Here is a 23,542-nt window from a genome sequence, read left to right as displayed (position 1 = left end):
GCGGGAGGCGGCGATGACGGGCGACAAGACATCGGTGTTCGCGGACGACTGGTCGGGCGAAATGGGGCAGCGCTGGTTGCGCAATGTCGACCATTTCGAAGCGATGCTGGAACCGATTGGCACCGCGCTGCTCGATCGCGCCGCGATCGCGACGGGCGAGCGAAACGTCGATCTGGGGTGCGGCGGCGGCGCGACGAGCCGCGCGATCGCGGCGCGCGTCGGACCGCAGGGCGCGGTGCTCGGGCTCGACATCTCGCCCGACCTGATCGTCGCGGCGCGCGCGCGGGCCGGCGCCGATTTTCCCGCGCTGCGCTTTTTCTGCGGCGATGCGGCGAGCGCGGTGCTGCCGGCAGCACCCTATGACCGGCTCGTCTCGCGCTTCGGCAGTATGTTTTTCGCCGAGCCCGTCGCCGCCTTTCGTCACTTGCGGACGCAGCTCGTGCCCGGCGCGCGCTTCGACCTCGCCGTGTGGGGACCGCCGCGCGACAATGTCTGGATGATGGCGGTGATGGGGGTGATCCGCGCGCATGTCGAGGTGCCGCCCGCGACGCCGCGCGCGCCGGGGCCCTTCGCCTTCGAGGATATCGACTATCTGCGTGACCTGCTCGCCGATGCCGGCTTTGCCCGGGTCGACATCGACGACTGGCGCGGCGATCAGGCGATCGGCGGGCCGGGGCGCACCCCGGCGGAGGCCGCCGACTTCGCGCTCGGATCAATGTCGGCCGCGCGCGTGCTGGGCGAGGCGGGCGCCGATGTGATGGCGGCTGCGCGCGCCGATCTGGAGCGCGTCTATGCCGAGCATCATGATCCCGAAGCGGGTGTGCGCCTCGGCGCGCGCGCCTGGCTGGTAACCGCCGCCTGAGTCTTAGGGTCAGGACCCTAGCGCCGCGCGATCAGTGCCATCCCGTCGGCGAGTGCGGCGCGCGATATTTCGCCGCTGTGGCGGCGGACGATCCGGCCCTTGGCATCGACGAACAGGGTCGTCGGCAGCACCAGCCCGCCCGCGGCATCGCCCGTCCGCCCGCTATGGTCGAGAAAGACGTGCGTGCCCGGCACCTTGCGCTCGGCCAGATAGGCGGCGACGGTCGCGCTGTCCTGCCCCTGATTGACCAGCAGGATCGGCACGCGCGATGCCGCCGCGACCTCGGCGAGCATCGGCAGTTCGCGCTGGCACGGCGGGCACCATGTCGCCCACAGGTTGATGACCATCGGCTTCCCGCGCAGCGTATCGAGCGCGATCGCGCCCCCCTCCATGTCGGTGAGCATCAGCCCGCGCGCGAGCGGTCGCGGCGCGGGTTCGAGCGCCGGCGCCGCGACCGCATGAACCGCCGCCAGCCCGGCGAGCACGCCGAGTAACAGCGGCGTTGCGCGCGAGCGCCGGAGCCAGACGGCCACCGCCGCCCCTGCGGCCGCGATGCCGGCCCAGGGCAGGAAACCACCCTGCCAGACCGCAAGGATCGACCAGGGTTCGGGCGCATAGGCATCGGCGTGGCGCACCACATAGGCGGTGCGCGCCACGAGCAGACCCACGATGACGGCGATCCAGCTCGCTGTCGCCGCGCGCATATCGCCGCGCGCCGCGATCAGGCTGCCGCCCGCCAGAAACAGCCAGATCAGCGCGACCGCGAGCAGGCGGTCGGCGGCAAGCGCGAGCGGCCCGAGCGAAATCGTCATCGGCTTAGCCGCCGGGCAGCGCGGCATGGTCGCGGCGATTTGGTCACATCCAAGTCAATTTCCTTTTGGCTCCCGAAGCGCCCCCTCGCGCGATCTGATCGGCGAAACGGCAGCGAAAGAAAAGAGCTGGTATCGGGCGTGCGGCGGTTCGTTACATGTCGCCCGCGGGACCATCGCCGATACGCAGCGTGGCGACCGTGCCGCCCGACGGTGCGCGATCGAGCGCCACGTCGCCGCCATAGTCGCGCGCCACATCGCGCGCGATGGCAAGGCCAAGGCCCGATCCGGCGCCGGGGCCGGCCCCGCGCGCGCCGATGCCGAACATCGTCTCGCGCTGATCGGGCGGAACGCCCGGCCCGTCGTCGGTGATGGCAATGCGGCGCGCGGCGCCGTCGAAGCGATAGTCGATCGTGATGCCCGATCGCGCCCATTTTCCGGCATTGTCGAGCAGGTTCGACAATATCTCGCTCAGATCCTCGGCATCCATGGGAAGCGAAGGGGCGGCCGGGTCGAGCGCCGCTGCGGTCGCAGCGAAGCGCTTGCCCGGATGACAGCGTTCCATCGCGGCGATCAGCGGCGGCAGGATCGCGGCGAGCCGCACGCCGCCGACCATCCCCGCATGCGACCCGCCCGACCGGACGCGCGACAGATGATAGTCGATCTGGCGCTGCATCGTCTCGCTTTCGGACAGGAAGACGTCGGCCGCGGCGCTTTCGGTGCCGCGCTGTTGCAGCCGTTCGGCCTCGTCGGTGACGACGGCGAGCGGGGTGCGCAGCGAGTGCGCCAGCGCGCCCGCGGCGACACGCCCGCGTTCGACGATCTCGGCATTGCGCGCCAGATAGCTGTTCAACGGATCGACGAGCTGGCGGATCTCGTCGGGAAACACCCCCTCGATGTGATCGGCCTGCCCGCGGCGCAGGGCCGCGATCCGCGCGGCCAGCCGGTTGAACGGCCGGAAGCCGAGCGTGATGATCGCAAGGCCGCTTGCCAGAAGCGCGAGCGCGAGCAGGCTGAGCCACAGGCTGAGCTCGCGGGTGAAGCTCGCGATGACGGCGCGCAGCAGGCGCTCGTCGGTGGCGATGACGAAATGCAGCGGGGCGCCGCCCGGCACCGCACGCTCGAAGCCATAGGTGATCGTGGGGCCCGTCGGGCCGTTTTCGACGCGGTGCAGGATGTCCGGGCTGTGCGCGACATCCTCGTCGAGCGCGCCGCGCGTCATAGAGGGCGACTTCAGCGAGCGATGGCCGGGGCGCCCGATCTGCCAGTAAAATCCGGACAGAGGCACCGCATAGCGCGGATCGGACAGCGGCCGCGACAGGCGGGGGTTACCTGCCGCGTCGAGGACGGTCAGTTCGGCCAGCTCGCGGACATGAACCTCCAGCTCTTCATGATATTGCTGTTCGACATGGCTGCTGAACAGCCGCACCGACGAAAACCACAGCGCGCCGATGCCCAGCGCCACCCATATCAGGATGGCGGCCAGAAAGCGCGCGCGCAGGCTGGAAAAGAGTCGGGTCACAAATCGAGCCGATAGCCGAGGCCGCGCACGGTGCGAATAGCCTCGCGTCCGATCTTGCGGCGCAGCCGACTGATATGCGCCTCCACCGCGTTGCGGTCGCGCTCGGCCTCCAGCGCGTAAAGCTGATCGAGGATGTCGGCTTGCGACAAGATATGTTCGGGACGCCGCATGAAGAGGTGCAGCAGCGCGAACTCCTTGCGGCTGAGCGTCAGCGCTTCGCCGTGCAGCGTCGCGGTGGACGCGACTGGGTCGAGCGAAAGCGGACCGACCGTCAGCGCGTTGCTGCCGCGCCCACGTCCACGCCTCCACAGCGCATGCAGCCGCGCCAGCAACTCTTCGAACCGCACCGGCTTGACGATGAAATCATCGGCGCCGCTGTTCAGCCCCTCGACCTTTTCACGCCAGTTGCCCCGCGCGGTCAGGATCAGGATCGGCACCGTCCGCCCGGCGCCGCGCCAGTGGCGCAGCACATCAATCCCGTCGCCGTCGGGCAGCCCCAGATCGAGGATCACCGCGCCCAGCATGTCGATGTCGGGCCAGTCGCGGGCGTCGCCCGCCGACGCGGCGCTGTCGACGGCAATTCCCGCCGCCACCAGCCGCTCGGTCAGGCGGCGGCGCAGTTCGGGATCGTCTTCGACCAGCAATACGCGCATCGGCATCCTGTCCTTGTGGGGATGATCTCACCGTCTTCATTCCGGTGTGATGGTCCTAGCGCAATTGCCTGACGCGACACTGACAAAATGTCAGGCTGGCGTCAGACTCGCTTGGCAGAGGGCGGCCATGGACAGGAAAGCCCTTATCGCCGCATCGACAGCGCTCGCCCTCGCGGCGGGTGCCGGAGCCCTCTGGTGGTCGAAGGAGGCGCCCCCGCCTGCGCCCGACGGCGGCGAAGCGGCCATGGCGCCGGGCAAGCTGTCGGCCCGACAGATCGAGAAGCTCGGCATCGCGACCGCAGTCGCAGCGGCCGCCAGCAGTGCCGAGCTTGGCGCGGTCCCTGCGACCGTATCGCTGCCCCCCGATGCGCGGGTCGCGGTGACCGCGCCATTCGACGGGATTGCGGTGCGGCTGTTTGTCGTCGAGGGCGAGGCGGTTGTCGCCGGTCAACCGCTCGCCAGCATCCGCGCCGCCGAGCCTGTCCAATATGGCGCGGCGCTGGCGCGCGCGCAGGCGCAGCTGGAGGTTGCGCGCGCCGCGGCGGGCCGCACCGGTCAGCTGGCCAAGGAAGGCATTGTCGCGGGCGCCCGCGCCGACGAGGCGCGCGCCGCGCTGCGCGAGGCAGAAGTCAATGTCGCCGAAAACCGCCGCATTCTCGCGCAGGCCAATGCCGACGGCAGCGGTATGATGACGCTGCGCGCGCCGATCGGCGGCCGGATCGCCGCCGTCAATGTGCAGGCGGGCGGCCCGGTGGGCGGCCTCAGCGCGCCTTTCATCGTCGAAAATACGGCGCGGCTGATGCTCGATCTGCAAATCCCCGAACGGCTCGCGGGCGCGGTGCATCCGGGCACACCCGTCGAAGTTCGGATGCCCGGCACCGCGCCCGCCACCGGCCGCGTCATCGCCGTCGGCGGCTCGATCGACCCCGCGACGCGCGCGCTGACGGCAAAGGCACGCCTCGACGCCGCACCCGCACTAGTCAGCGGCAAGTCGGTCGTCGCGATCCTCGGCGGCGTTCAGCCCGTCGCCGGGGCGAGCATCCCCGCTGCCGCGCTGACACGGGTCGGCGACAGGGATGCGGTTTTCGTGAAGGGGACGGACGGCTTCGCGCTGCGCCCCGTCACCATCGCCAGCCGTGTCGGGGCCAGCGCGACGATAACCGCCGGACTGAAGCCCGGCGAACGCGTCGCAACCTCGGCAATCGCCGAACTCAAGGCCGTGCTGGGCGGCGAATAGGATGCTCGGCAAACTCGTCGAAAAGGCGCTCGCGCTGCGTCTCGCCGTCATCGGTGCCGCGCTGCTCTTGGGCGGGATCGGGGCCTGGTCCTTCGCCAATCTGCCGATCGATGCCTTTCCGGACATCAGCTCGACGCAGGTCAAGATCATCCTGAAGGCGCCGGGCATGACCCCCGAGGAGGTCGAGAGCCGCGTCATCACGCCGATCGAGATGGAGATGCTGGGCATCCCCGATCAGGCGAACCTGCGCTCGGTCGCCAAATATGCGATCGCCGACATCACGATCGATTTCAAGGACGGTACCGACATCTATTGGGCGCGCAGCCAGGTCGCGGAGCGGCTGTCGAATGTCGCGGGGGACCTGCCGGCGACGGTCGAGGGCGGGATGGCGCCGATCTCCACCCCGCTGTCCGACATGTATATGTTCACGCTCGAGGGGCCGCAGGATCTGACCGAAAAGCGGCGGGTGCTCGACTGGATCATCCGCCCGGCGCTGCGCACCGTTCCCGGCGTTGCCGATGTCAACGCGCTCGGCGGCTTTGCCGAAACCTTCGAGGTGCGCCCCGACAATGGCGCGCTGGCGGCGGCGGGGCTGAGCGTCGAGGATCTGCGCGCGGCGATCGAGGCGAGCAATCGCAACGACGGCGCGGGCCGGCTCAAGATCGGCGACGAAGCGCTGATCGTGCGCTCGGTCGGCGCGATCCGCACGCTCGACGATCTCGCCTCGGTCGTGGTGCGGTCGCAGGATGGCGGCATCGTGCGCGTCGGCGACGTCGCGGCGGTGCGCGCCGGGCATCTGACGCGCTATGGCGCGGTCACGAAGGACGGCAAGGGCGAGGCGGTCGAGGGACTGGTCATCGCGCTGCGCGGCGCCGACGCGTCGAAGGTCGTCGACGGGGTCAAGGCGCGGCTCGCGGAAATCCAGCCCAGCCTGCCGCGCGGGATGCGCGTCGATGTCTTCTACGACCGGTCCGACCTCATCGAACGCGCCGTCGGGACGGTCGAGAAGGCGCTGATCGAAGCGACGATCCTCGTCGTCATCCTGCTGCTGCTGTTTCTGGGCGATGTCCGCGCGTCGGTCATCGTCGCACTCGCGCTGCCGATGGCGGCGCTGCTGACCTTCATCTTCATGCGGGCGATCGGACTGACCGCCAATCTGATGAGCCTCGGCGGGCTTGCCATCGCGGTCGGCATATTGGTCGACGGCGCCGTGGTCGTCGTCGAAAATGTCGTCGAGCGCTTGTCCGATCCCAGGCATCGCCGGATGGGCAAGCTGCATGCGGTTTTCGTCGCGGCGTCCGAAGTCGCGATGCCGGTCGCCTCGGGGCTCCTTATCATCGCGCTCGTCTTCCTGCCGCTGCTCACGCTCGAGGGGCTGGAGGGCAAGCTGTTCGCGCCCGTCGCGCTGACCATCGTGCTCGCGCTGCTTTCGGCGCTGGTCCTGTCGCTGACGCTGGTGCCGGTGCTCGCCTATTTCATCCTGAAGCAGCAGGACGGCCACCGCGAACCGCGCCTGATGCGCTTCCTGGCGCCGCGTCACGCGCGGGCGCTCGACTGGGCCTTTGCCCACCGCCGGACCGTCGCCGGGATATCCGCGATCGGCCTGCTGCTCGCCGGGGTCGCCTATACCGTGACCGGCAAGACCTTTCTGCCAACGATGGACGAGGGGTCGACGATCGTTCAGCTCACCAAGCTGCCGAGCATCAATATCGAACATAGCGCCGCGGGCGACATGAAGGTGCAGCGCGCGATCCTCGAACAGGTGCCCGAAGTCACCAGCGTGATCGCGCGCGTCGGCAGCGACGAGCTCGGCCTCGATCCGATGAGCCCCAACGAGACCGACAGCTTTCTGAAGCTGAAGCCGCGGTCCGAATGGCGCCTTGCCGACAAGGACTGGCTCAACGACCGGATTCGCGCCGTGCTCGCCGATTTTCCGGGGATCGAGCCCAGCTTCACCCAGCCGATCGAGATGCGCGTTTCCGAAATGCTCACCGGTGCGCGCGGCGATCTGGCGATCAAATTATTCGGCCCCGACCTCAAGGAACTGGCCCGGCTCGCGGGCGCGATCCAGGGTCGGCTCGAAACGATCCGCGGGACGAGCGAGGCGATGACGGTTGCCAACGACAGCGTCGATTATCTGCAGATCAATATCGATCGCATGGCCGCAGGGCGGGCGGGAATGCCCGTCGACATGCTGCAGGATATGATGCGCGCCGATGTCGAGGGCGTCCGCGCCGGCACGATCGCCGAAGGCGCGCGCCGGATTCCCGTGGTTATCCGCGGCGAAGGCGGCGACGGCATGGACGCGCAAAGCTACACCGACCGTCTCTATCGAACCCCCGCCGGCACCCTTCTTCGCACCAGCGATGTCGCGGCGATCGCGCAGGTCGCGGGGCCGGTGAAGCTCGAACATGAAAATGGATCGCGCTTCGCGCTCGTGCAGGCCTTCGTCAGCGGCCGCGACCTTGTCGGCTATGTCGAGGAGGCAAAGGCGGACATCGGCAAGCATGTAAAGCTGCCGCCCGGCTATCGTATAGTGTGGGGCGGCCAGTTCGAAAATCAGCAACGGGCGGCCGCGCGCCTGATGATCGTGCTGCCGATCGCGGTGTTGATGATCTTCGTCGTTCTTTATCTGACGCTGCGCTCGCTGCGCGCGGCGGCGCTGATTCTCGTCAACATACCCTTTGCGGCGGTGGGCGGGATGATCGCGCTCGCGCTATCGGGCGAATATCTGTCGGTTCCCGCCTCGGTCGGCTTCATCGCGCTGCTCGGCATCGCGGTGCTCAACGGGCTCGTGATGGTCAGCTATTTCCGTCAGCTGCGCGAACGCGGCGTCCCGCTGCACCAGGCGGTGCGCGAGGGCGCCGCACGGCGCCTGCGCCCGGTGCTGATGACCGCGAGCATCGCCGCCTTCGGCCTCGTCCCGCTGCTCTTCGCGTCGGGTCCGGGTTCGGAAATCCAGCGCCCGCTTGCCATCGTCGTGATCGGCGGGCTGGTGACGGCGACGCTGCTCACACTCATCCTGCTGCCCATCCTGTACGAACGCTTCGGCGAAAGCGCTGCCGAGCGCGGCGCGGGCGATCAGGTTCATCCTGCCGGAGCCCCTGCATGACCCGCCTTCTGTTCCTTGCCGCCAGTCTGGCCCTGACGCCGCCTGCCGCCGCCGAGCCGGGGCTGTTGCCCGAAGCGGTGGTGCGCGAAGCGCTCGACGCCCACCCCTCGGTCATTGCGGCAAGGGCGCGTGTCGATGTCGCTGCGGCAGAGAAGCGCGCGCTCGAAGCCGGACCTTATGAGTTCAGCGTCACCGGCAGCTATGTCAGCCGCAGCATCGACCGCGAGGGGCGCTTCAACGAATATGACGCGATCCTGGCGCGTCCCGTGCGTCTGCCGGGCAAGGCGCGGCTCGACCGCAAGGCCGGCGCGCTGGGCGTCGAAGCCGCCACCAATCATTTCGAAGATGCCCGGCATCAGGCCGCGCTGTTGCTCAACGCCATGTGGTGGGACTGGGTCGGCGCCAGCGCCGAGGCGGTCGTCGATGCGCAGGGCGTCGAAAATTACGCGACGCTGGTCCGGATCGTGCGACGCCGGGTCGATCTGCGCGACGCGCCGCAGCTCGAGGCCGATCAGGCCGAAGCCGCGTTGGCGGAGGCGCGCCTGCTCGCGGCCCAATCGGCGGGGCGCGCCGATCTGGCACGGGCCCGGCTTGCTGCGCAATTTCCGGGCGTCGCCCTGCCCGTCGAGGCCCCGACGCTCGCCACCCCGGCCTTCGATCCTGCCGGGGCGTCGCAGATGCGCGATCAGGTTATCGAACGCAGCCACGAAATCGCGGCCGCCAATGCCGAGGCGCGGCGCCTTGGCGCGCTCGCCGAACGCGGGCGGCAGGACCGGATTCCCGATCCCACCGTCGGTCTCCGGCTGTTCAGCGAACGCAGCGGCGCCGAACGCGGCGCGGGTCTGACCGTGACGATCCCGATCGGCGGCAATCACCGCGGCGCCATGGCGGCGCGCGCCGCGTCCGAGGCGCAGGCCGCGGCGGCGCAGCTCAGCGCCGTCCGCTTCGATGTGCAGGAAATGGCCGACGGCGACCTCGCGCGCGCCGCTGCGGCCTATTCGGCGTGGCAGCGCGCCGATCAGGCGCGCGCGGCGCAGATGGCGGCGCTCGCCAAGCTTCGCCGCGGGCAGGATCTGGATGCGATCGATCTCGCCGACGTCCTGCTCGGAGAGCGCCAGACGCACGCGGCGTTCCGCGCCGAAACGATCGCCCGCACCGAAGCGCTGCGCGACATCACCCGGCTGCGCATCGACAGCCACAATCTGTGGATCAGCGAATAGGCCGGGCGTTCAATTGGCCGGTTTCGTCACGTCGATCTTTTCGATCCATTCGGGATAGAAGCTCGGTTCGCGCGCCGACCAGCCGGGCGCGGTAGCGGCGGCTTCGCTGATCGACTGGAGCAGCAGCTTGCGCTTGTCGGGGTGCAGGTGCGGCAGCGATGCCGCGGCGCAGAAGGCGCCGGGCAGCCACGGCCGCGCGTGCGCGCCGAGCAGGCGTTCGTAGAGAAAGCGATAGGCGGCGAAGGTCGGCAGGCGGTCCTGCCCCAGATCGAAGGCCGATACCGCGACGAGCGGCGCCATGAAGCCTTCGAGCGCGTCGAGTCCGCTGTCCTCGGGAATATGGGTGCGAATGTCGCCCAGCCGCTGATAGACGCGAGCCTGGACGCGGATTGCGGTTTCTTCGACCATGTCGCGCGACCAGCGCGCGATCGCATCGTCACGCTCGAGCCCGATATCGAGCGAGCGGCGAATATAGCGCTGCGTCCCCGCAGCGAAGCCCGCAAATTCCTTGATTTCGGCGAGGGACAAATCGCCGGATGCCGGTCCCGAACGCGTCGCCATGGTCATGCTCCCGCTTGCGCACCCCGGGGAGCCGTCCCCCCGGAGGCTTGCATCGAACAGTCTGCCACCAAAATGGTTAGTGGCCGGTTAACCATGACGTCGGCGTGCGTTCAGCTTCGCTTGTGGGGCGTTGCGCCGCGCGGCGACCGGGCCTAATCAGCGTGTCATCAGACCATAAGACACGCAGGGACAACCATGTCGCACGCACCGCAGCCGGTCATTTCCGCCACCGGCCTCTTCACCCCCGCCGAACGCATCACCAACGAAGAACTTGTCGCCAGTTTTAACCGGTATGTTGCGCTGCACAATAGGGAAAATGCCGCGGCGATCGCAGCGGGCGAGATAGGCGAACTCGCTGAATCGAGCGTCGAATTCATCGAAAAAGCGAGCGGCATCGGGTCGCGCTACGTCGTCGACAAGGCGGGTATTCTGGACCCCGAGCATATGGCGCCGCGGCTTGCCGAGCGGACCAATGACGAGTTGTCGATCCTCGCCGAAATCGGCGTGGCGGCGGCAAGGGACGCGCTGGCGCGCGCCGGCCGCGATGCCGCCGACGTCGATGCGGTGCTGTGCGCGGCGTCGAACATGCAGCGCGCCTATCCTGCGATGGCGATCGAGATTCAGCAGGCGTTGGGCATCGACGGCTTTGCCTTCGACATGAATGTCGCCTGCTCCTCGGCAACCTTCGGCATCCAGACCGCGGCCGACTATATTCGTGCGGGGCACGCAAGGAGCGTGCTCGTCGTGAATCCCGAAATCTGTTCGGGCCACCTCAACTGGCGCGACCGCGACAGCCATTTCATCTTCGGCGACGTCGCCACCGCGATTCTGGTCGAGGACAAGACGATCGCGCCGGCGGGGCATTGGGACATTTTGGGTACCCGGCTGAAGACCGTTTTCTCCAACAATATCCGCAACAATTTCGGCTTCCTGAACCGCGCCCACGGCGCCATCGACCAGTCGGGACCGAAGACCGACAAGCTGTTCGTCCAGGAAGGCCGCAAGGTGTTCAAGGAAGTCGTGCCGATGGTCGCCGCCATGATCATCGAGGAAATGGAGAAACTCGGCCTGCAAGGCGCCGACATGCGCCGCCTGTGGCTGCATCAGGCGAACACCAACATGAACCGCCTGATCGCGCACAAGGTGCTGGGGCATGAGGCGAGCGCCGACGAAAGCCCGACGGTGCTCGACACCTATGGCAACACGTCGAGCGCGGGATCGATCATCGCCTATCACCTGAACCACGAGGATATGCAGGCGGGCGATACCGGGCTGATCTGTTCGTTCGGCGCCGGCTATTCGGCAGGAACGGTGTTTGTCAGGAAGACGTGACCGCCAAAATCGTCGCCCCCGCGAAGGAGCCGCCTACGGCACGAAGGTCGTGAACAGATAGATTGCGAACAGCATCAGGTGGATCGTGCCCTGCAGCACGGTCGTTCGCCCATTCGCCAGCGTCTGCGACGCGACGATCAGCGACAGGAACAACAGCACCGTCGATTTGGCATCGAGGCCCAGGCTGATCGGCATGTCGGTGGCGATCGACAGGATCGCGACCGCCGGGATGGTCAGCCCGATCGTCGCCAGCGCCGATCCGAGCGCGAGGTTGAGGCTGGTTTGCAGCCGATCGGCCTTTGCCGCGCGTATCGCTGCCAGTCCTTCGGGGGCGAGGATCAGCGCCGCGATCAGGACGCCGAGCACCGCCGGCGGCGCGCCCGCTTCGGCGAGCAGCGCGCCGATCACCGGCGACAGCGCCTTCGCCAGCAGCACGACCCCGAACAGGCACGCGACGAGCAGGGCGAGCGACAGCCACATCCGCTGCGCCGATGGCGGGGCGGCGTGGGCGTCGGGTTCGTCCTGCGCTTCGCCATCGGGCAGGAAATAATGGCGGTGGCGAACGGTCTGGACGAGCGCGAAGGTCGCATAGAGGATCAGCGACACCACCGCGACGAAGCCGAGCTGGGTTGCCGAATAGCGCGGTCCCGGCGCGCTCGAGGTGAAATTGGGGAGCACCAGCGTCACCACCGTCAGCACGGTGAGCGTCGCCAGCGCAGCGCCCATTCCGGTGCGCTGGAACCGTTGTTCGTGATGGCGGATCGCGCCGCTGAGCAGACAAAGCCCCATCAGCAGGTTGATGATCACCATGACCGCCGCGAACACCGTGTCGCGCGCCAGCGTCGCCGCCTTTTCGGGCTCGGCCTGCATCAGCGTCAGGATCAGCCCCACCTCGATCACCGTCACCGCCAGCGCGAGGATCAGCGTCCCGAAGGGTTCGCCGACGCGGTGCGCGACGACTTCGGCATGGTGAACCGCGGCGATCACCGACCCGGCGAGGATCAGTCCGACCAGAAAGGGGTTGAGCGGCATCGCGAGACTGGCGAGCGCGGCGCCGAAGCCAAGGATCGGCAGCAGGTCGTTGATACGGTCGGCGAGGCGGAGTTTGGCTGTCATCGGCTTTCTATTGCAGCCGCTTTTTCCGATGACCAGCCCTGCGGGGAATTAATGCGAGGCCGAGACACAAATGCGGCGTTCCCCCGCGAAGGCGGGGGTCCAACTTCCGGCAGCGTCTTCTTGAATGGGCGGGAGATGGGTTCCCGCCTTCGCGGGAACACGCGGATTTTTCTAATGCGCCCGCACCGGCAGGCCCGCCGCGGCGAGCCGCGCATGCGCCTCGGCGATCGTCGCTTCGCCGAAATGGAAGATACTGGCCGCGAGCACCGCGCTCGCGCCGCCTTCGATCACGCCGGCGACCAGATGGTCGAGATTGCCGACGCCGCCCGACGCGATCACCGGCACCGATACCGCATCGGCGATCGCCCGGGTGAGCGCGAGGTCGTAGCCGTCCTTGGTCCCGTCACGATCCATGCTGGTGACGAGCAATTCGCCCGCGCCGAGTTCGGCAAGGCGCACCGCATGAGCAAGCGCATCGACCCCGGTCGGGGTGCGCCCGCCATGGGTGAAGATTTCCCACCGCCCCTCTGCAACGCGGCGCGCGTCGATGCTGCCGACCGCGCACTGGCTGCCGAAACGGTCGGCGATGTCGGCAACGAGTTCGGGGCGCGCCACGGCGGCGCTGTTCACCGCAACCTTGTCGGCGCCCGCGAGGAGCAGCGCGCGCGCATCGTCGGCGCTGCGCACGCCGCCGCCGACGGTCAGCGGCATGAAGCAGACTTCGGCGGTGCGTGCGACCATATCGAGCAGCGTGCCGCGCCCTTGGTGGCTCGCGGAAATGTCGAGGAAGCAAAGCTCGTCTGCGCCCGCGGCGTCATAGGCGCGCGCGGCTTCGACCGGATCGCCGGCGTCGCGCAGGTCGACGAAATTGACCCCCTTCACGACGCGGCCGTCGGCAACGTCGAGGCAGGGGATGACGCGGACGCGGACGGTCACGACACCCCCCCATAACTTTCTCCGCATCCCCGAGCGAAGACGATGGGCCCGTTCGAGCGCAGCGAGAACCGATCCGCCGCAGCCTCGACTTCGCTCGGCAATGCCCCTCGACTTCGCTCGGGGATGCGGATTGGGGAGAGAACTGTCACGCCTGCCCCGCCGCGATCGCTTCGGCCAGGTCGAGGCGGCCGTCATAGAGCGCGCGACCGGTTATCACGCCTTCGATGCCGTCGGCGACGTGCGGACGCAGCGCATGAATGTCGCCGATATCGGCGACGCCGCCGCTCGCGATCACCGGAATGGCGACGGCCTGCGCCAGCGCGACGGTTGCGGCGACGTTGCAGCCCTTGAGCAGCCCGTCGCGCCCGACGTCGGTGAACAGCAATGCGGAGACGCCGGCATCTTCGAACCGCCGCGCCAGATCCTCGACGCGCACGTCGGAGACATCCGCCCAGCCTTCGGTGGCCACCATGCCATCGCGCGCATCGACGCCGACGATTATCCGGCCCGGCAGGTCGCGCGCGGCCGATTTGACGAAATCGGGGTCTTTGAGCGCCGCGGTGCCGATGATGACGCGCTCCACCCCGAGCGCGAGCCAGCGATCGACGCCCGCGCGATCGCGGATACCGCCGCCGACCTGCACCTTGCCCGGAAAGGCCGCAACGATATTTTCGACCGCCGCGCCGTTGACGCTTTCACCGGCGAAGGCGCCGTCGAGATCGACGACGTGCAAATGGCTGGCGCCCGCGTCCGCGAACAGGCGTGCCTGCGCCGCCGGATCGTCGCCATAGACGGTCGCGCGCGCCATATCGCCCTCGGCGAGCCGCACCACCTGCCCGCCCTTGAGGTCGATCGCGGGGAAGAGGATCAGGGGCGCCATGCAAGGAATCTTTCGAGGGTCGCGAGGCCATAGGCCTGGCTCTTTTCGGGGTGAAACTGCACGCCGACGATATTGTCCTTCGCCACCGCGGCGGTGAAAGGGCCGCCATGACTGCTCGTCGCCGCGACATGCGCCGCGTCGGCGAAATGATAGCCGTGCAGATAATAGGCCTCGCCCGCAGCCAGCACCGGATGCGCGAAGCTCGGCACGACATCGTTCCAGCCCATGTGCGGGATGCGCAGTCCCGGCGCCGGCGTGAAGGCGCGCACCGTTCCGCCGATCCAGCCGAGCCCTTCGTGCCGCCCATGCTCCTCACCCGCGTCGGCGAGCAATTGCATCCCGACGCAGATGCCGAGGAAGGGCGCGCCCTCGCCGCGAACGCGCTGTTCCATCGCCTCGATCAGCCCGGGAATTGCCGCCAACCCGTTCATGCACGCGGCAAAGGCCCCCACACCCGGCAGCACGATGCGGTCGGCTTGTCCCACGACATCGGGATCGGCGGTGACGGCAACATCGTCCGCGCCCGCCGCGACGAGCGCATTATGCACCGAGCGAAGATTGCCCGCGCCATAGTCGATCAGGGCAATCGCGCTCAAATCCCCCTCCCGCCAGCGGGAGGGGCCAGGGGTGGGCGCGAGCGTAGCGAGCTTCGGGCGTTGCAGATGCCCACCCCGCGGCGACTAGCGAACAAGTTCGCAAGTCTCGCTGCCCCTCCCGCGTGCGGGAGGGGGGGTGTCATAGCACGCCTTTCGTGCTGGGAATCGCGTCGCCCTTGCGCGGGTCGATCTCGACCGCGGCACGCAGCGCGCGGGCAAGCGCCTTGTACATGCTTTCGGCGATATGGTGGTTGTTCTCGCCATAAAGGGTTTCGATGTGCAGTGTGATCCCTGCGGTCTGGGCAAAGCTGTGGAACCAGTGCGGAAACAGCTCGGTATCCATCTCGCCGAGCCGCGGCTGCGAGAAGGCCGATTTCCAGACGCAGTGCGGGCGCCCCGAAATATCGAGGATGCAGCGAGTCAGCGTTTCGTCCATCGGCGCATGGGCTTCGCCGTAGCGGGCGATGCCGCGCTTGTCGCCGAGCGCCTTCGCCACGGCTTCGCCGAGCGCGAGGGCCGAATCCTCGACCGTGTGATGCTGGTCGATGTGCAGATCGCCCTTCACGGTCATCGAAATGTCGATCAGCGAATGGCGCGACAATTGTTCGACCATATGGTCGAGGAACCCGATTCCGGTGGACACCGAATAGTCGCCCGTGCCGTCGAGGTTGACGGCGATCGCGATATCCGTTTCCTTGGTCGTGCGCTGGACGATGGCGGTTCGCATGGCATGCCCCTTAGAGCCTAATTTTCGCGTTGCAAGGCGACTCTGCCCGACAGACCCCCCTTGACCCGCGCCCGTCGTCCGTTCATCCCCCACCGCCATGAGTGATGACGTTCGCGACAGCCTGATTCCCTATGACGAAATCGTGCAGGATGCGCTGCGCGCCGTGGTCGGCCGCGTGCTCTCGCAAATCGAGGGGTCGGACCATCTGCCCGGCGAGCATCATTTCTACATCACCTTCAAGACGCAGGCGCCGGGTGTATCGATCCCCGCGCATCTGGTCGCCAAATTCCCCGACGAAATGACGATCGTCCTCCAGAACCGCTTCTGGGACCTGAAGGTCGAAGAGGATCTTTTCAGCGTCGGCCTGTCGTTCAACCAGACGCCCTCGACGCTGGTCATTCCCTATGCCGCGATCACCGCCTTCGTCGATCCGTCGGTCGATTTCGGCCTGCAGTTCCAGGTCAGCGAAGACGAGCTGGAGCAGCCCGAGCCGCATGACGAAGCCGATAACGACCGCCCCGACGTTGCGGTCGAGGACGGATCGAATGTCGTGACGGTGGATTTCGGCAAGAAACGATAGGATGGCGGGCCCCAACTGGCCCCCCAGCCGCTTCTGGCAATATTGGGCACTCGCCGGGATGCTGGTGTTGACCGCCGCCTTCTGGTGGGGTGTCGAGGGCTATGCCCGGTTCGAAAGCGGCGTCGGCGATGCGATCGCCGACGGGCTGCTGCGCTTCAGCCTACTGATCCTGACTCCGGCGCTGCTGATCGTCTGGGCAGCGGCAGCCTGGTACCGGCGACGGATCGGCGAAGGGGGCTATTGGCAGTTTCTGGGCCTGGTCGCGCTGATCTGGGCCGGCGCGGTGGCGGTGACGAGGATATTGATCGGATGAGTGACACGCGGATCGAAAGCGACAGCATCGGCGAGATCGCGGTCCCGGCGAACGCCTATTGGGGCGCGCAGACGCAGCGTTCGATTGAGAATTTCCCCTTCGGCACGCGCGAGCGGATGCCGATCGAGATCGTCCATGCGCTCGCGCTGGTCAAGCAGGCGGCGGCGCGGGTGAACCGTCGGCACGGCCTGTCCGCCAAAAAGGCCGACGCGATCGAGGCTGCGGCGCGCGAGGTTGCGGAGGGTCGCCACGACGACCAGTTCCCGCTCGTCATCTGGCAAACCGGCAGCGGCACCCAGTCGAACATGAACGTCAACGAGGTGATCGCCGGGCGCGCCAATGAGATGCTCTCGGGCCAGCGCGGCGGCAAATCGCCCGTGCATCCCAATGACGACGTCAACCGCAGCCAGTCGTCGAACGACAGCTTCCCGACCGCGATGCATGTCGCGGCGACACTGGCGATGACGCACCGGCTGATGCCCGCGCTCGACCGTTTGATGGACGCGCTGCTCGCGAAGGCGAAGGCGTGGGACGATATCGTCAAGATCGGCCGCACCCATTTGCAGGACGCCACTCCGCTGACGCTGGGGCAGGAGTTTTCGGGCTATTATGCGCAGCTCCGCCTGTGCCGGACGCGCACCGAACCGATGGTCGACCATGCCATCACCCGGCTTGCGCAAGGCGGGACCGCGGTCGGCACCGGGCTCAACGCCCCGGCGGGCTTTGCCGAGGATATCGCGGCCGAACTGGCGGCGATCACCGGCCTCGGCTTCAGGAGCGCACCCAACAAGTTCGAGGCGCTGGCGAGCCACGACGTGCTGGTCGATCTGTCGGGACGGCTCAACACGCTCGCGGTCGCGCTGACCAAGATCGCCAACGACATCCGCCTGCTGGGATCCGGGCCGCGCGCCGGCCTGGGCGAGATTGACCTGCCCGCGAATGAACCCGGTAGCTCGATCATGCCGGGCAAGGTCAATCCGACCCAGTGCGAGATGCTGACGATGGTGGCGGCGCAGGTGATCGGCAATCATCAGGCGGTGACCGTCGGCGGGATGCAGGGGCACCTCGAGCTCAATGTCTTCAAACCGTTGATCGGCGCCAATGTGATGCGCTCGATCGATCTGCTCGCGACGGGGATGGAGGGCTTTGCGGCGCGCTGCGTCGACGGAATCGAACCCAATCGCGAACGTATTGCCGAGCTTGTCGACCGATCGCTGATGCTGGTGACGGCGCTGGCGCCCGAAATCGGCTATGACAAGGCTGCGAAGATCGCCAAACATGCGCATGAGACGGGATCGACCTTGCGCGCCGCGGCGCTCGACCTCGGCTATGTCGATGCTGCAACCTTCGACCGCGTCGTCGACCCGCGGCATATGCTTGGCCCGGAACCCGAATCGCCCGCCGGGGATTGATAGGGGGAGGAAGGATATGAAGATGATGGGACGGATCATCGGCGGCGTGATCGGAAGCGCGATCGGCCGCAGGAAAGGCAATCATACGATGGCGGGCGCGGTGATCGGCGCCGGGACGCTGTTCGTCGCGCGGCGGATGTTCCCGCAGCGCTATGCGGCGCTCGCCGCGACCGCTGCGGCCGCCTATCTTACCAAGAAATGGGCCGACCGCGCCGAAGCGCGGCAGGCGGCGGAAGCCGCGCATCGCGCCGACAGCACGCTGGAGAAGGAAGGCGTCGTCGATCCCTATGCGGGGATCGTCCACACCGACGGCCAGGATTTGGGCGACGCCCTGCCGCCGGCGATTCCGGTGGACGAAAAGGCGCCCCGCCCCGCCATCCACTGAGCGGCAGGCACCGAGCGGCGGGCGCTATCCGCCCGCCTGCCACTCCTTCACCGCCTCGATCGGTGAGGCCAGCATTAGTATGTTGAGCGTCAGATTGTCGCGGATCGCCCACAGGGTGAAGAGTTCGAAGGCGAGCGCGAGCGCGACAGTCGCCCACCAGCGCATCCGGCTGGCCGCCAGAAAGCCCGCGATCATGAAGGCGGCGTCGCTGACCGAATTGAGCACCGAATCGCCCGCATAGCCATAGGCCATGGTAACCTCGCGGTAGCGGTCGATGATGACCGGCGAATTTTCCAGTATCTCCCATGCGCCTTCGATCCCGATCGCGACGGCGAGTGCGGTCCACAGCGGCGCGCGCGGCATCAGCCAGCGCGACAGGCCGTAAAAGATGAACCCGTGGATGATATGGCTGAAGCTGTACCAGTCGGAAATCTGCTGGCTGTTCTGGTTCGACTGGACGGTGCCGTGCCACAGGCTGATCGTGCCGCAGGGGCAGATCGGCGGGCGCCCCATCGCGATCAGGATCGCGGCCAGCAGGCCAAGCAGCCCCACCGCCACCAGCCAGCCCGTGCGCGACATTCCCCGCATCCCTGTATTCCTTCCCGCTTGACCGCCGCCCCCGCTCGGGCAATTAGCGCCCATGGCTGAAAGCGTCCACCTCAACCGCCGCGGCGTCCTGTTCGTCCTCTCCTCGCCCTCGGGTGCAGGCAAGACCACCATCTCCAAAAAGATGCTCGCGGGCGACCGCGACATCGCGCTGTCAATCTCCGCCACCACGCGGCCGATGCGTCCCGGCGAGCAGGATGGGGTCGATTATCATTTCGTCGACGTCGACACGTTCAAGCAAATGGCCGCCGACGGCGAATTCCTCGAATGGGCGCATGTCTTCGGCCATCGCTACGGCACCCCGCGCGACCGCGTCGAGGAGCTGCTTGCCGCGGGCAAGGACGTGCTGTTCGATATCGACTGGCAGGGCGCGCAGCAGCTCTATCAGGAAGCCGGCCCCGACGTGGTGCGGGTGTTCATCCTGCCGCCGACGATGGAGGAGCTCGAACGCCGGCTGCGCGCGCGCAACACCGACAGCGACGAAGTGATCGCGGCGCGGATGGCACGCGCGGCGAACGAAATCAGCCACTGGGACGGCTATGACTATGTGCTGATCAACGACGATGTCGAAGGCTGTTTCGAGGAAGTGAAGGCGATCCTGCGCGCCGAGCGACTGAAGCGCCGCCGCCAGATCGGGCTGATCGGCTTCGCCCGCGATTTGATCCGCTCGGTGCCCGAGGCGGATCCGACGCTGTAAAGTGCCGTCATTGCGACCCCGACGAAAGCCGGGAGATTACCACGTCGCCGTTGGTTCCTCGCAATGACGAAAACTCAACCTGCCCGCGCCAGCTTCGCTTCCAGTTCCCTTACCATTTCAGCGCGCAGCGGCTTGGCAGCGCCGTCGGTGCGGCACACCACGACCGTATCACAGGTCGCGATGCAGCGACCATTCTGGAACATCGCCTGCACGATCGTCCAGCTCGAGGTGCCGAGGCGACCGATGCCGGTCGCGATCTCGACGGGGTCGGGAAAATTGCCCTCACCCAGATAGTTGATCTCGACCGCGGCGACCATCGTGCGCTCGTTCGCCGGGCGCTCCTCCCAAGGACGGATTTCGCGGTTCAGCAGCACGCGGCCGCTTTCGAACAGTGCCGCAAAGGCCACATTGTTGAGGTGACCGTTGATGTCCATGTCCTGGAAACGCGTCTGCAGATCGAGGTGGACAGGGTAGCTGGCGGCATCGAGCCGCCAGCTTTCCGGTTTCGGCATATCAGCGCGGACCCATGCGGATGCCGCCGTCGAGGCGCACGTCCTCGCCGTTGAAATAGCCATTTTCGATCATGGTCAGCGCGAGCCCCGCATATTCGGCCGGGTTGCCGAGGCGCTTCGGATTGAGGACCGATGCCGCGAGCGCATCGCGGACATTCTGCGGCGCGGCGCCGAGCAGCGGGGTGTCGAAGATGCCCGGCAGGATCGTGTTGACGCGGATGCTTTCGGCCGCAAGGTCGCGCGCGATCGGCAGGGTCATGCCGACGACGCCGCCCTTCGACGCTGAATAGGCCGCCTGACCGATCTGACCGTCCTCGGCCGCGACGCTCGCGGTGTTGACGATCGCGCCGCGTTCGCCATCTTCCATCGGGTCGAGCGTCATCATGCCCGCCGCCGACTTGGCGATGCAGCGGAAGGTGCCGACAAGGTTGATCTGGATAATCCAGTTGAAGGCATCGAGCGGGAAATGCTTGATGCTGCCGTCTTCTTTCGACCGGCTTGCGGTCTTGATCGCGTTGCCGGTGCCGGCGCAGTTCACAAGGATACGCTCCTGACCGATTGCGGCGCGCGCCTTTTCGAAGGCGGCGTCGACCGACGCATCGTCGGTGACATTGCATTCGCAGAAGACCCCGCCGAGTTCGGCAGCAAGCGCTTCGCCCTTTTCGGCCTGCAGATCGAAGATCGCGACCTTGACGCCCTTCGCGGCAAGCGCGCGCGCGGTGGCGGCACCAAGGCCCGAAGCGCCGCCAGTGACGACGGCGGATACGGTGGAATCGAGTTTCATGTCATGTCCTTTCCCTGAAAAATGCGTGTTCCGGCGGACGCCGGAACCCAGAGCGTGAACAACTGACGCCCGCGTCAGGCCGCCCTGGGCTCCGGCGTCCGCCGGAGCACAAGATCGTTAAAGCCGCTCGACGATGGTGACGTTGGCCTGGCCGCCGCCTTCGCACATCGTCTGAAGACCATATTTGCCGCCGGTCGCGTCGAGCACGCCGAGCAGCGTCGCCATCAGCTTGGTGCCGCTGGCGCCAAGCGGGTGGCCGAGCGCGATCGCACCGCCATGCTGGTTGAGCCGCGCATGATCGGCGCCGAGATATTTGAGCCAGGCGAGCGGAACCGGCGCGAACGCCTCGTTCACTTCATAGGCGTCGATGTCCTCGATCCGCAGGCCGGCCTTCTTCAGCGCTTTTTCGGTCGCGAACAGCGGCTCTTCGAGCATGATGATCGGGTCGCCCGCGGTCACCGAAATATGGTGGATGCGCGCGCGCGGGGTCAGCCCATGATCCTTGAGCGCCTGTTCCGACACGATCAGCGCGGCCGACGCGCCGTCGCAGATCTGCGAGCTGGTCGCGGCGGTGATGGTGCCGCCTTCCTGCAGGATCTTCACCCCGGCAATGCTTTCGAGCGTCGCGTCGAAGCGAATCCCCTCGTCGACCGTGTGGCGCTGCGGCCCTTCGGGCGTCTCCACCTCGATCCCGACGATTTCATTGCCGAACAGCCCCGCCTCGGTCGCGACGCGGGCGCGGCGGTGGCTTTCGAGCGCGAAGGCGTCGAGGTCGTCCTTGGTGAAGCCGTGCTTCTTGACGATCATTTCGGCGCCCATGAACTGGCTGAACATGATGCCGGGATATTTCTCCTCGAGCCGCGGCGACTTATAATTGCCGAGCCCTTCCTTCATGAACAGCGTCGCGACGCTGCCCATCGGCACGCGCGTCATGCTCTCGATCCCGCTCGCAAGGACGATATCCTGCGTCCCCGACATCACCGCCTGCGCGGCGAACATCATCGCCTGCTGCGACGATCCGCACTGGCGGTCGATCGTGACTGCGGGAATCGAGTCGGGCAGCTTCGAGGCGAGCACGGCATTGCGGCCGAGGTCCATCGTCTGCTCGCCGCCCTGGCTGACGCAGCCGGTGATGACATCGTCGATTTTCGACGTGTCGAAGTCGTTGCGGTCGGCGATCGCGTCATAGACCGCGGCGCCGAGGTCGACAGGGTGAACACCGGCGAGCTTGCCGCCGCGGCGGCCACCGGCGGTGCGGACGGCATCTACGATATAGGCTGTGGCCATGGAGAGTTCCTTTCCGATTATCATCGCTCCCGCGAAGGCGGGGCGACGGGATTAAAGCTTGCGCCCGATCAGTTCCTTCATGATCTCGTTCGTGCCGCCGAAGATGCGCGTCACGCGCGCCGCGCGCCAGGCGCGGGCGATCGGATATTCGTTCATATAACCCGCGCCGCCGAACAGCTGGAGGCACTTGTCCATCACTTCCCACTGAAGATCGGTGTGCCACAGCTTGGCCGCAGCGCCCTCTTCGGGGGTGAGTTCCTTCTTCAGATGCCGCGCGAGCGCCCAGTCGAGGTGCGCCCAGCCGACCTGCAGCTTTGCCTTCAGATCGGCGAGGACGAAGCGGCTGTTCTGGAAATCGAGGATCGGCTTGCCGAACGCCTTGCGGTCGCGCGTATATTCGACCGTGTCGTCGAACGCGCGCTGCGCCGATGCCTGCGCCGATACGGCGATCGACAGGCGTTCCTGCGGCAGTTCGCTCATCAAATAGATGAACCCCTGCCCCTCTTCGCCGAGGCAGTTGGTGATCGGCACGCGGACGTCGTTGAAGAAAAGCTCCGACGTGTCGGCTTCGTCCTGCCCGATCTTGTCGAGGTTGCGGCCGCGCTGGAAGCCTTCGCGATCGGCTTCGACGAGCACGATCGACACGCCCTTCCACGCGGGCTGCACCTCTGTATCGGTCTTGACGCAGACCAGGACCAGGTCGGCGTTCTGGCCATTGGTGATATAGGTTTTCGACCCGTTGATGACATAATGATTGCCATCCTTCTTCGCGGTCGTGCGCATGCCCTGAAGATCGCTGCCGGTACCCGGCTCGGTCATCGCGATCGCGGTGACCACTTCGCCCGACACCATCTTGGGCAGCCAATGCTTCTTCTGCTCTTCGCTACCGTAACGGACGATATAGTTGGTGACGATATCCGACTGAAGCGAAAAGCCGGTGGTGACGCGGCCGTAATAGGCGCTTTCCTCGTCGACGATCGCATTATAGCCGAAGTCGAGGCCCAGCCCGCCATATTCTTCGGGAACGGTGGGGCACAGCAGGCCCAGCTCGCCCGCCTTGGGCCACAGATCCTTCGGCACGATGCCGTCCTCCGCCCATTTCGCCTGATTGGGCGCGACTTCCTTTTCAAGGAACTGGCGCACCGTCGCGCGGAACGCCTCATGATCGTCGGTGTAAGCGGTGCGCGACAGATTATCGAGCGACATCCTTCTTCCTTTCCCTGAGCGCGTCCGGACGATTTCGGGGAGCCGGTGCGCGCGAAACGGGGCCGCGCCGGGGCACGTCCTTCGCTTGCTAATGGACCTTACGTTTACGTCCACGTCAAGTAGAAATGCCGTTACGGCATAAAACGCAGGCGAAGCCGCCCACCGTCTCGTGGCCCCGGACTGGATATCGGACCCAT

The 23,542-nt window shown here is 67.0% G+C and carries 24 protein-coding genes; 10 read left to right on the top strand and 14 right to left on the bottom strand.

Annotated features, from left to right (window positions below; all coding sequences use genetic code 11):
* The first annotated feature begins 13 nt into the window (after positions 1-13).
* A complete protein-coding gene (locus tag ATE59_RS10280) occupies positions 14-862 on the top strand; it encodes a class I SAM-dependent methyltransferase (RefSeq protein WP_058812388.1) in 849 nt (282 codons plus the stop codon).
* 17 nt (positions 863-879) lie between these two features.
* Here the strand turns inward: ATE59_RS10280 and ATE59_RS10275 are convergent, their stop codons facing one another.
* From ATE59_RS10275 to ATE59_RS10265, 3 genes are all read right to left on the bottom strand, one after another.
* Positions 880-1,674, bottom strand: a complete 795-nt coding sequence (locus ATE59_RS10275; protein WP_058812338.1) for a TlpA disulfide reductase family protein — start codon at positions 1,672-1,674, stop codon at positions 880-882.
* Positions 1,675-1,825: 151 nt separating this feature from the next.
* A complete protein-coding gene (locus ATE59_RS10270; RefSeq protein ID WP_058812337.1) occupies positions 1,826-3,193 on the bottom strand; it encodes an ATP-binding protein in 1,368 nt (455 codons plus the stop codon).
* The gene (locus ATE59_RS10265) at positions 3,190-3,846 is read right to left on the bottom strand and encodes a response regulator transcription factor (protein ID WP_003041824.1); all 657 of its coding nucleotides are present in this window, start codon (positions 3,844-3,846) and stop codon (positions 3,190-3,192) included. The genes ATE59_RS10270 and ATE59_RS10265 overlap by 4 nt, the downstream gene beginning before the upstream one ends.
* 127 nt (positions 3,847-3,973) lie before the next feature.
* Between ATE59_RS10265 and ATE59_RS10260 the strand changes: the two genes are divergently transcribed.
* Genes ATE59_RS10260 through ATE59_RS10250 form a run of 3 tightly spaced genes read left to right on the top strand, consistent with a single transcriptional unit; the run spans position 3,974 to position 9,415 of the window.
* Positions 3,974-5,083, top strand: coding sequence for an efflux RND transporter periplasmic adaptor subunit (locus tag ATE59_RS10260; protein ID WP_058812336.1), 1,110 nt, complete (start codon positions 3,974-3,976; stop codon positions 5,081-5,083).
* 1 nt (position 5,084) lies between these two features.
* Positions 5,085-8,195 (top strand): efflux RND transporter permease subunit, encoded by a 3,111-nt coding sequence (locus ATE59_RS10255; RefSeq protein ID WP_058812335.1) that lies wholly within the window; start codon positions 5,085-5,087, stop codon positions 8,193-8,195.
* Complete coding sequence (locus ATE59_RS10250) at positions 8,192-9,415, top strand: TolC family protein (RefSeq protein ID WP_058812334.1); 1,224 nt, start codon at positions 8,192-8,194, stop codon at positions 9,413-9,415. The genes ATE59_RS10255 and ATE59_RS10250 overlap by 4 nt, the downstream gene beginning before the upstream one ends.
* Before the next feature lie 9 nt (positions 9,416-9,424).
* On the opposite strand, the gene ATE59_RS10245 is transcribed toward ATE59_RS10250, so the two are convergent.
* Positions 9,425-9,976 (bottom strand): hypothetical protein, encoded by a 552-nt coding sequence (locus tag ATE59_RS10245; protein ID WP_003041814.1) that lies wholly within the window; start codon positions 9,974-9,976, stop codon positions 9,425-9,427.
* Between the two features lie 195 nt (positions 9,977-10,171).
* On the opposite strand from ATE59_RS10245, the gene ATE59_RS10240 reads away from it, so the two are divergent.
* A complete protein-coding gene (locus ATE59_RS10240) occupies positions 10,172-11,308 on the top strand; it encodes a beta-ketoacyl-ACP synthase III (protein ID WP_058812333.1) in 1,137 nt (378 codons plus the stop codon).
* Positions 11,309-11,341: 33 nt separating this feature from the next.
* Here ATE59_RS10240 and ATE59_RS10235 read toward each other — a convergent pair whose 3' ends face one another.
* From ATE59_RS10235 to hisB, 5 genes are all read right to left on the bottom strand, one after another.
* Positions 11,342-12,424, bottom strand: coding sequence for a calcium:proton antiporter (locus tag ATE59_RS10235; RefSeq protein WP_058812332.1), 1,083 nt, complete (start codon positions 12,422-12,424; stop codon positions 11,342-11,344).
* Positions 12,425-12,595: 171 nt separating this feature from the next.
* Positions 12,596-13,360 carry an imidazole glycerol phosphate synthase subunit HisF gene (hisF, locus tag ATE59_RS10230; RefSeq protein ID WP_058812331.1) on the bottom strand — a complete coding sequence of 255 codons (765 nt, stop codon included), beginning with the start codon at positions 13,358-13,360 and terminating at the stop codon, positions 12,596-12,598.
* A 145-nt stretch (positions 13,361-13,505) separates the two neighbouring features.
* Positions 13,506-14,240 carry a 1-(5-phosphoribosyl)-5-[(5-phosphoribosylamino)methylideneamino]imidazole-4-carboxamide isomerase gene (hisA, locus tag ATE59_RS10225; protein WP_058812330.1) on the bottom strand — a complete coding sequence of 245 codons (735 nt, stop codon included), beginning with the start codon at positions 14,238-14,240 and terminating at the stop codon, positions 13,506-13,508.
* Positions 14,228-14,836: an imidazole glycerol phosphate synthase subunit HisH gene (gene hisH / locus ATE59_RS10220; protein WP_058812329.1), complete on the bottom strand. Its 609-nt coding sequence runs from the start codon at positions 14,834-14,836 to the stop codon at positions 14,228-14,230. The genes hisA and hisH overlap by 13 nt, the downstream gene beginning before the upstream one ends.
* A gap of 139 nt (positions 14,837-14,975) precedes the next feature.
* A complete protein-coding gene (gene hisB, locus ATE59_RS10215; protein ID WP_058812328.1) occupies positions 14,976-15,563 on the bottom strand; it encodes an imidazoleglycerol-phosphate dehydratase HisB in 588 nt (195 codons plus the stop codon).
* A gap of 97 nt (positions 15,564-15,660) precedes the next feature.
* Between hisB and ATE59_RS10210 the strand changes: the two genes are divergently transcribed.
* The 4 genes from ATE59_RS10210 to ATE59_RS10195 are packed head-to-tail and all read left to right on the top strand — an operon-like array spanning position 15,661 to position 18,253.
* Positions 15,661-16,143 carry an SspB family protein gene (locus tag ATE59_RS10210; RefSeq protein ID WP_058812327.1) on the top strand — a complete coding sequence of 161 codons (483 nt, stop codon included), beginning with the start codon at positions 15,661-15,663 and terminating at the stop codon, positions 16,141-16,143.
* 1 nt (position 16,144) lies between these two features.
* Complete coding sequence (locus ATE59_RS10205) at positions 16,145-16,456, top strand: hypothetical protein (protein WP_058812326.1); 312 nt, start codon at positions 16,145-16,147, stop codon at positions 16,454-16,456.
* Positions 16,453-17,868, top strand: coding sequence for a class II fumarate hydratase (gene fumC / locus ATE59_RS10200; protein WP_058812325.1), 1,416 nt, complete (start codon positions 16,453-16,455; stop codon positions 17,866-17,868). The genes ATE59_RS10205 and fumC overlap by 4 nt, the downstream gene beginning before the upstream one ends.
* 22 nt (positions 17,869-17,890) lie before the next feature.
* Positions 17,891-18,253: a hypothetical protein gene (locus ATE59_RS10195; RefSeq protein WP_231737252.1), complete on the top strand. Its 363-nt coding sequence runs from the start codon at positions 17,891-17,893 to the stop codon at positions 18,251-18,253.
* A gap of 24 nt (positions 18,254-18,277) precedes the next feature.
* Here ATE59_RS10195 and ATE59_RS10190 read toward each other — a convergent pair whose 3' ends face one another.
* A complete protein-coding gene (locus tag ATE59_RS10190; RefSeq protein ID WP_003041785.1) occupies positions 18,278-18,832 on the bottom strand; it encodes a DUF2585 domain-containing protein in 555 nt (184 codons plus the stop codon).
* Between the two features lie 61 nt (positions 18,833-18,893).
* On the opposite strand from ATE59_RS10190, the gene gmk reads away from it, so the two are divergent.
* The gene (gmk, locus tag ATE59_RS10185; RefSeq protein WP_003041782.1) at positions 18,894-19,556 is read left to right on the top strand and encodes a guanylate kinase; all 663 of its coding nucleotides are present in this window, start codon (positions 18,894-18,896) and stop codon (positions 19,554-19,556) included.
* Between the two features lie 74 nt (positions 19,557-19,630).
* Here gmk and ATE59_RS10180 read toward each other — a convergent pair whose 3' ends face one another.
* The 4 genes from ATE59_RS10180 to ATE59_RS10165 form a co-directional block, all read right to left on the bottom strand.
* Positions 19,631-20,068 (bottom strand): acyl-CoA thioesterase, encoded by a 438-nt coding sequence (locus ATE59_RS10180; RefSeq protein ID WP_003041779.1) that lies wholly within the window; start codon positions 20,066-20,068, stop codon positions 19,631-19,633.
* A gap of 1 nt (position 20,069) precedes the next feature.
* Positions 20,070-20,852, bottom strand: coding sequence for an SDR family NAD(P)-dependent oxidoreductase (locus ATE59_RS10175; RefSeq protein ID WP_058812323.1), 783 nt, complete (start codon positions 20,850-20,852; stop codon positions 20,070-20,072).
* A gap of 117 nt (positions 20,853-20,969) precedes the next feature.
* On the bottom strand, positions 20,970-22,139 hold the full coding sequence (locus ATE59_RS10170; protein ID WP_003041773.1) for an acetyl-CoA C-acetyltransferase: 1,170 nt from the start codon (positions 22,137-22,139) through the stop codon (positions 20,970-20,972).
* A gap of 51 nt (positions 22,140-22,190) precedes the next feature.
* Entirely contained in the window at positions 22,191-23,345 is a 1,155-nt protein-coding gene (locus ATE59_RS10165) for an acyl-CoA dehydrogenase family protein (RefSeq protein WP_058812322.1), read from the bottom strand.
* Positions 23,346-23,542 lie beyond the last annotated feature (197 nt).

The sequence above is a fragment of the Sphingopyxis sp. A083 genome (assembly GCF_001468495.1).
In the GTDB taxonomy this organism is placed as follows: Bacteria; Pseudomonadota; Alphaproteobacteria; order Sphingomonadales; family Sphingomonadaceae; genus Sphingopyxis; species Sphingopyxis terrae.
The sequence above is the reverse complement of the archived record's forward strand: the minus strand, read 5'-3'. Positions and strand labels throughout refer to the sequence as shown.

What these genes read in the sequence shown, in the direction of transcription:
- ATE59_RS10175 (WP_058812323.1), bottom strand. Translation starts at nt 20,852, where the DNA reads ATGAAACTCGATTCCACCGTATCCGCCGTCGTCACTGGCGGCGCTTCG.
- ATE59_RS10260 (WP_058812336.1), top strand. Translation starts at nt 3,974, where the DNA reads ATGGACAGGAAAGCCCTTATCGCCGCATCGACAGCGCTCGCCCTCGCG.
- ATE59_RS10250 (WP_058812334.1), top strand. Translation starts at nt 8,192, where the DNA reads ATGACCCGCCTTCTGTTCCTTGCCGCCAGTCTGGCCCTGACGCCGCCT.
- ATE59_RS10165 (WP_058812322.1), bottom strand. Translation starts at nt 23,345, where the DNA reads ATGTCGCTCGATAATCTGTCGCGCACCGCTTACACCGACGATCATGAG.
- ATE59_RS10275 (WP_058812338.1), bottom strand. Translation starts at nt 1,674, where the DNA reads ATGACGATTTCGCTCGGGCCGCTCGCGCTTGCCGCCGACCGCCTGCTC.
- ATE59_RS10205 (WP_058812326.1), top strand. Translation starts at nt 16,145, where the DNA reads ATGGCGGGCCCCAACTGGCCCCCCAGCCGCTTCTGGCAATATTGGGCA.
- ATE59_RS10170 (WP_003041773.1), bottom strand. Translation starts at nt 22,139, where the DNA reads ATGGCCACAGCCTATATCGTAGATGCCGTCCGCACCGCCGGTGGCCGC.
- ATE59_RS10190 (WP_003041785.1), bottom strand. Translation starts at nt 18,832, where the DNA reads ATGTCGCGCACGGGCTGGCTGGTGGCGGTGGGGCTGCTTGGCCTGCTG.
- fumC (WP_058812325.1), top strand. Translation starts at nt 16,453, where the DNA reads ATGAGTGACACGCGGATCGAAAGCGACAGCATCGGCGAGATCGCGGTC.
- ATE59_RS10210 (WP_058812327.1), top strand. Translation starts at nt 15,661, where the DNA reads ATGAGTGATGACGTTCGCGACAGCCTGATTCCCTATGACGAAATCGTG.
- ATE59_RS10280 (WP_058812388.1), top strand. Translation starts at nt 14, where the DNA reads ATGACGGGCGACAAGACATCGGTGTTCGCGGACGACTGGTCGGGCGAA.
- gmk (WP_003041782.1), top strand. Translation starts at nt 18,894, where the DNA reads ATGGCTGAAAGCGTCCACCTCAACCGCCGCGGCGTCCTGTTCGTCCTC.
- hisA (WP_058812330.1), bottom strand. Translation starts at nt 14,240, where the DNA reads ATGGCGCCCCTGATCCTCTTCCCCGCGATCGACCTCAAGGGCGGGCAG.
- ATE59_RS10265 (WP_003041824.1), bottom strand. Translation starts at nt 3,846, where the DNA reads ATGCGCGTATTGCTGGTCGAAGACGATCCCGAACTGCGCCGCCGCCTG.
- hisB (WP_058812328.1), bottom strand. Translation starts at nt 15,563, where the DNA reads ATGCGAACCGCCATCGTCCAGCGCACGACCAAGGAAACGGATATCGCG.
- ATE59_RS10240 (WP_058812333.1), top strand. Translation starts at nt 10,172, where the DNA reads ATGTCGCACGCACCGCAGCCGGTCATTTCCGCCACCGGCCTCTTCACC.
- ATE59_RS10180 (WP_003041779.1), bottom strand. Translation starts at nt 20,068, where the DNA reads ATGCCGAAACCGGAAAGCTGGCGGCTCGATGCCGCCAGCTACCCTGTC.
- ATE59_RS10245 (WP_003041814.1), bottom strand. Translation starts at nt 9,976, where the DNA reads ATGGCGACGCGTTCGGGACCGGCATCCGGCGATTTGTCCCTCGCCGAA.
- ATE59_RS10235 (WP_058812332.1), bottom strand. Translation starts at nt 12,424, where the DNA reads ATGACAGCCAAACTCCGCCTCGCCGACCGTATCAACGACCTGCTGCCG.
- ATE59_RS10255 (WP_058812335.1), top strand. Translation starts at nt 5,085, where the DNA reads ATGCTCGGCAAACTCGTCGAAAAGGCGCTCGCGCTGCGTCTCGCCGTC.
- ATE59_RS10195 (WP_231737252.1), top strand. Translation starts at nt 17,891, where the DNA reads ATGATGGGACGGATCATCGGCGGCGTGATCGGAAGCGCGATCGGCCGC.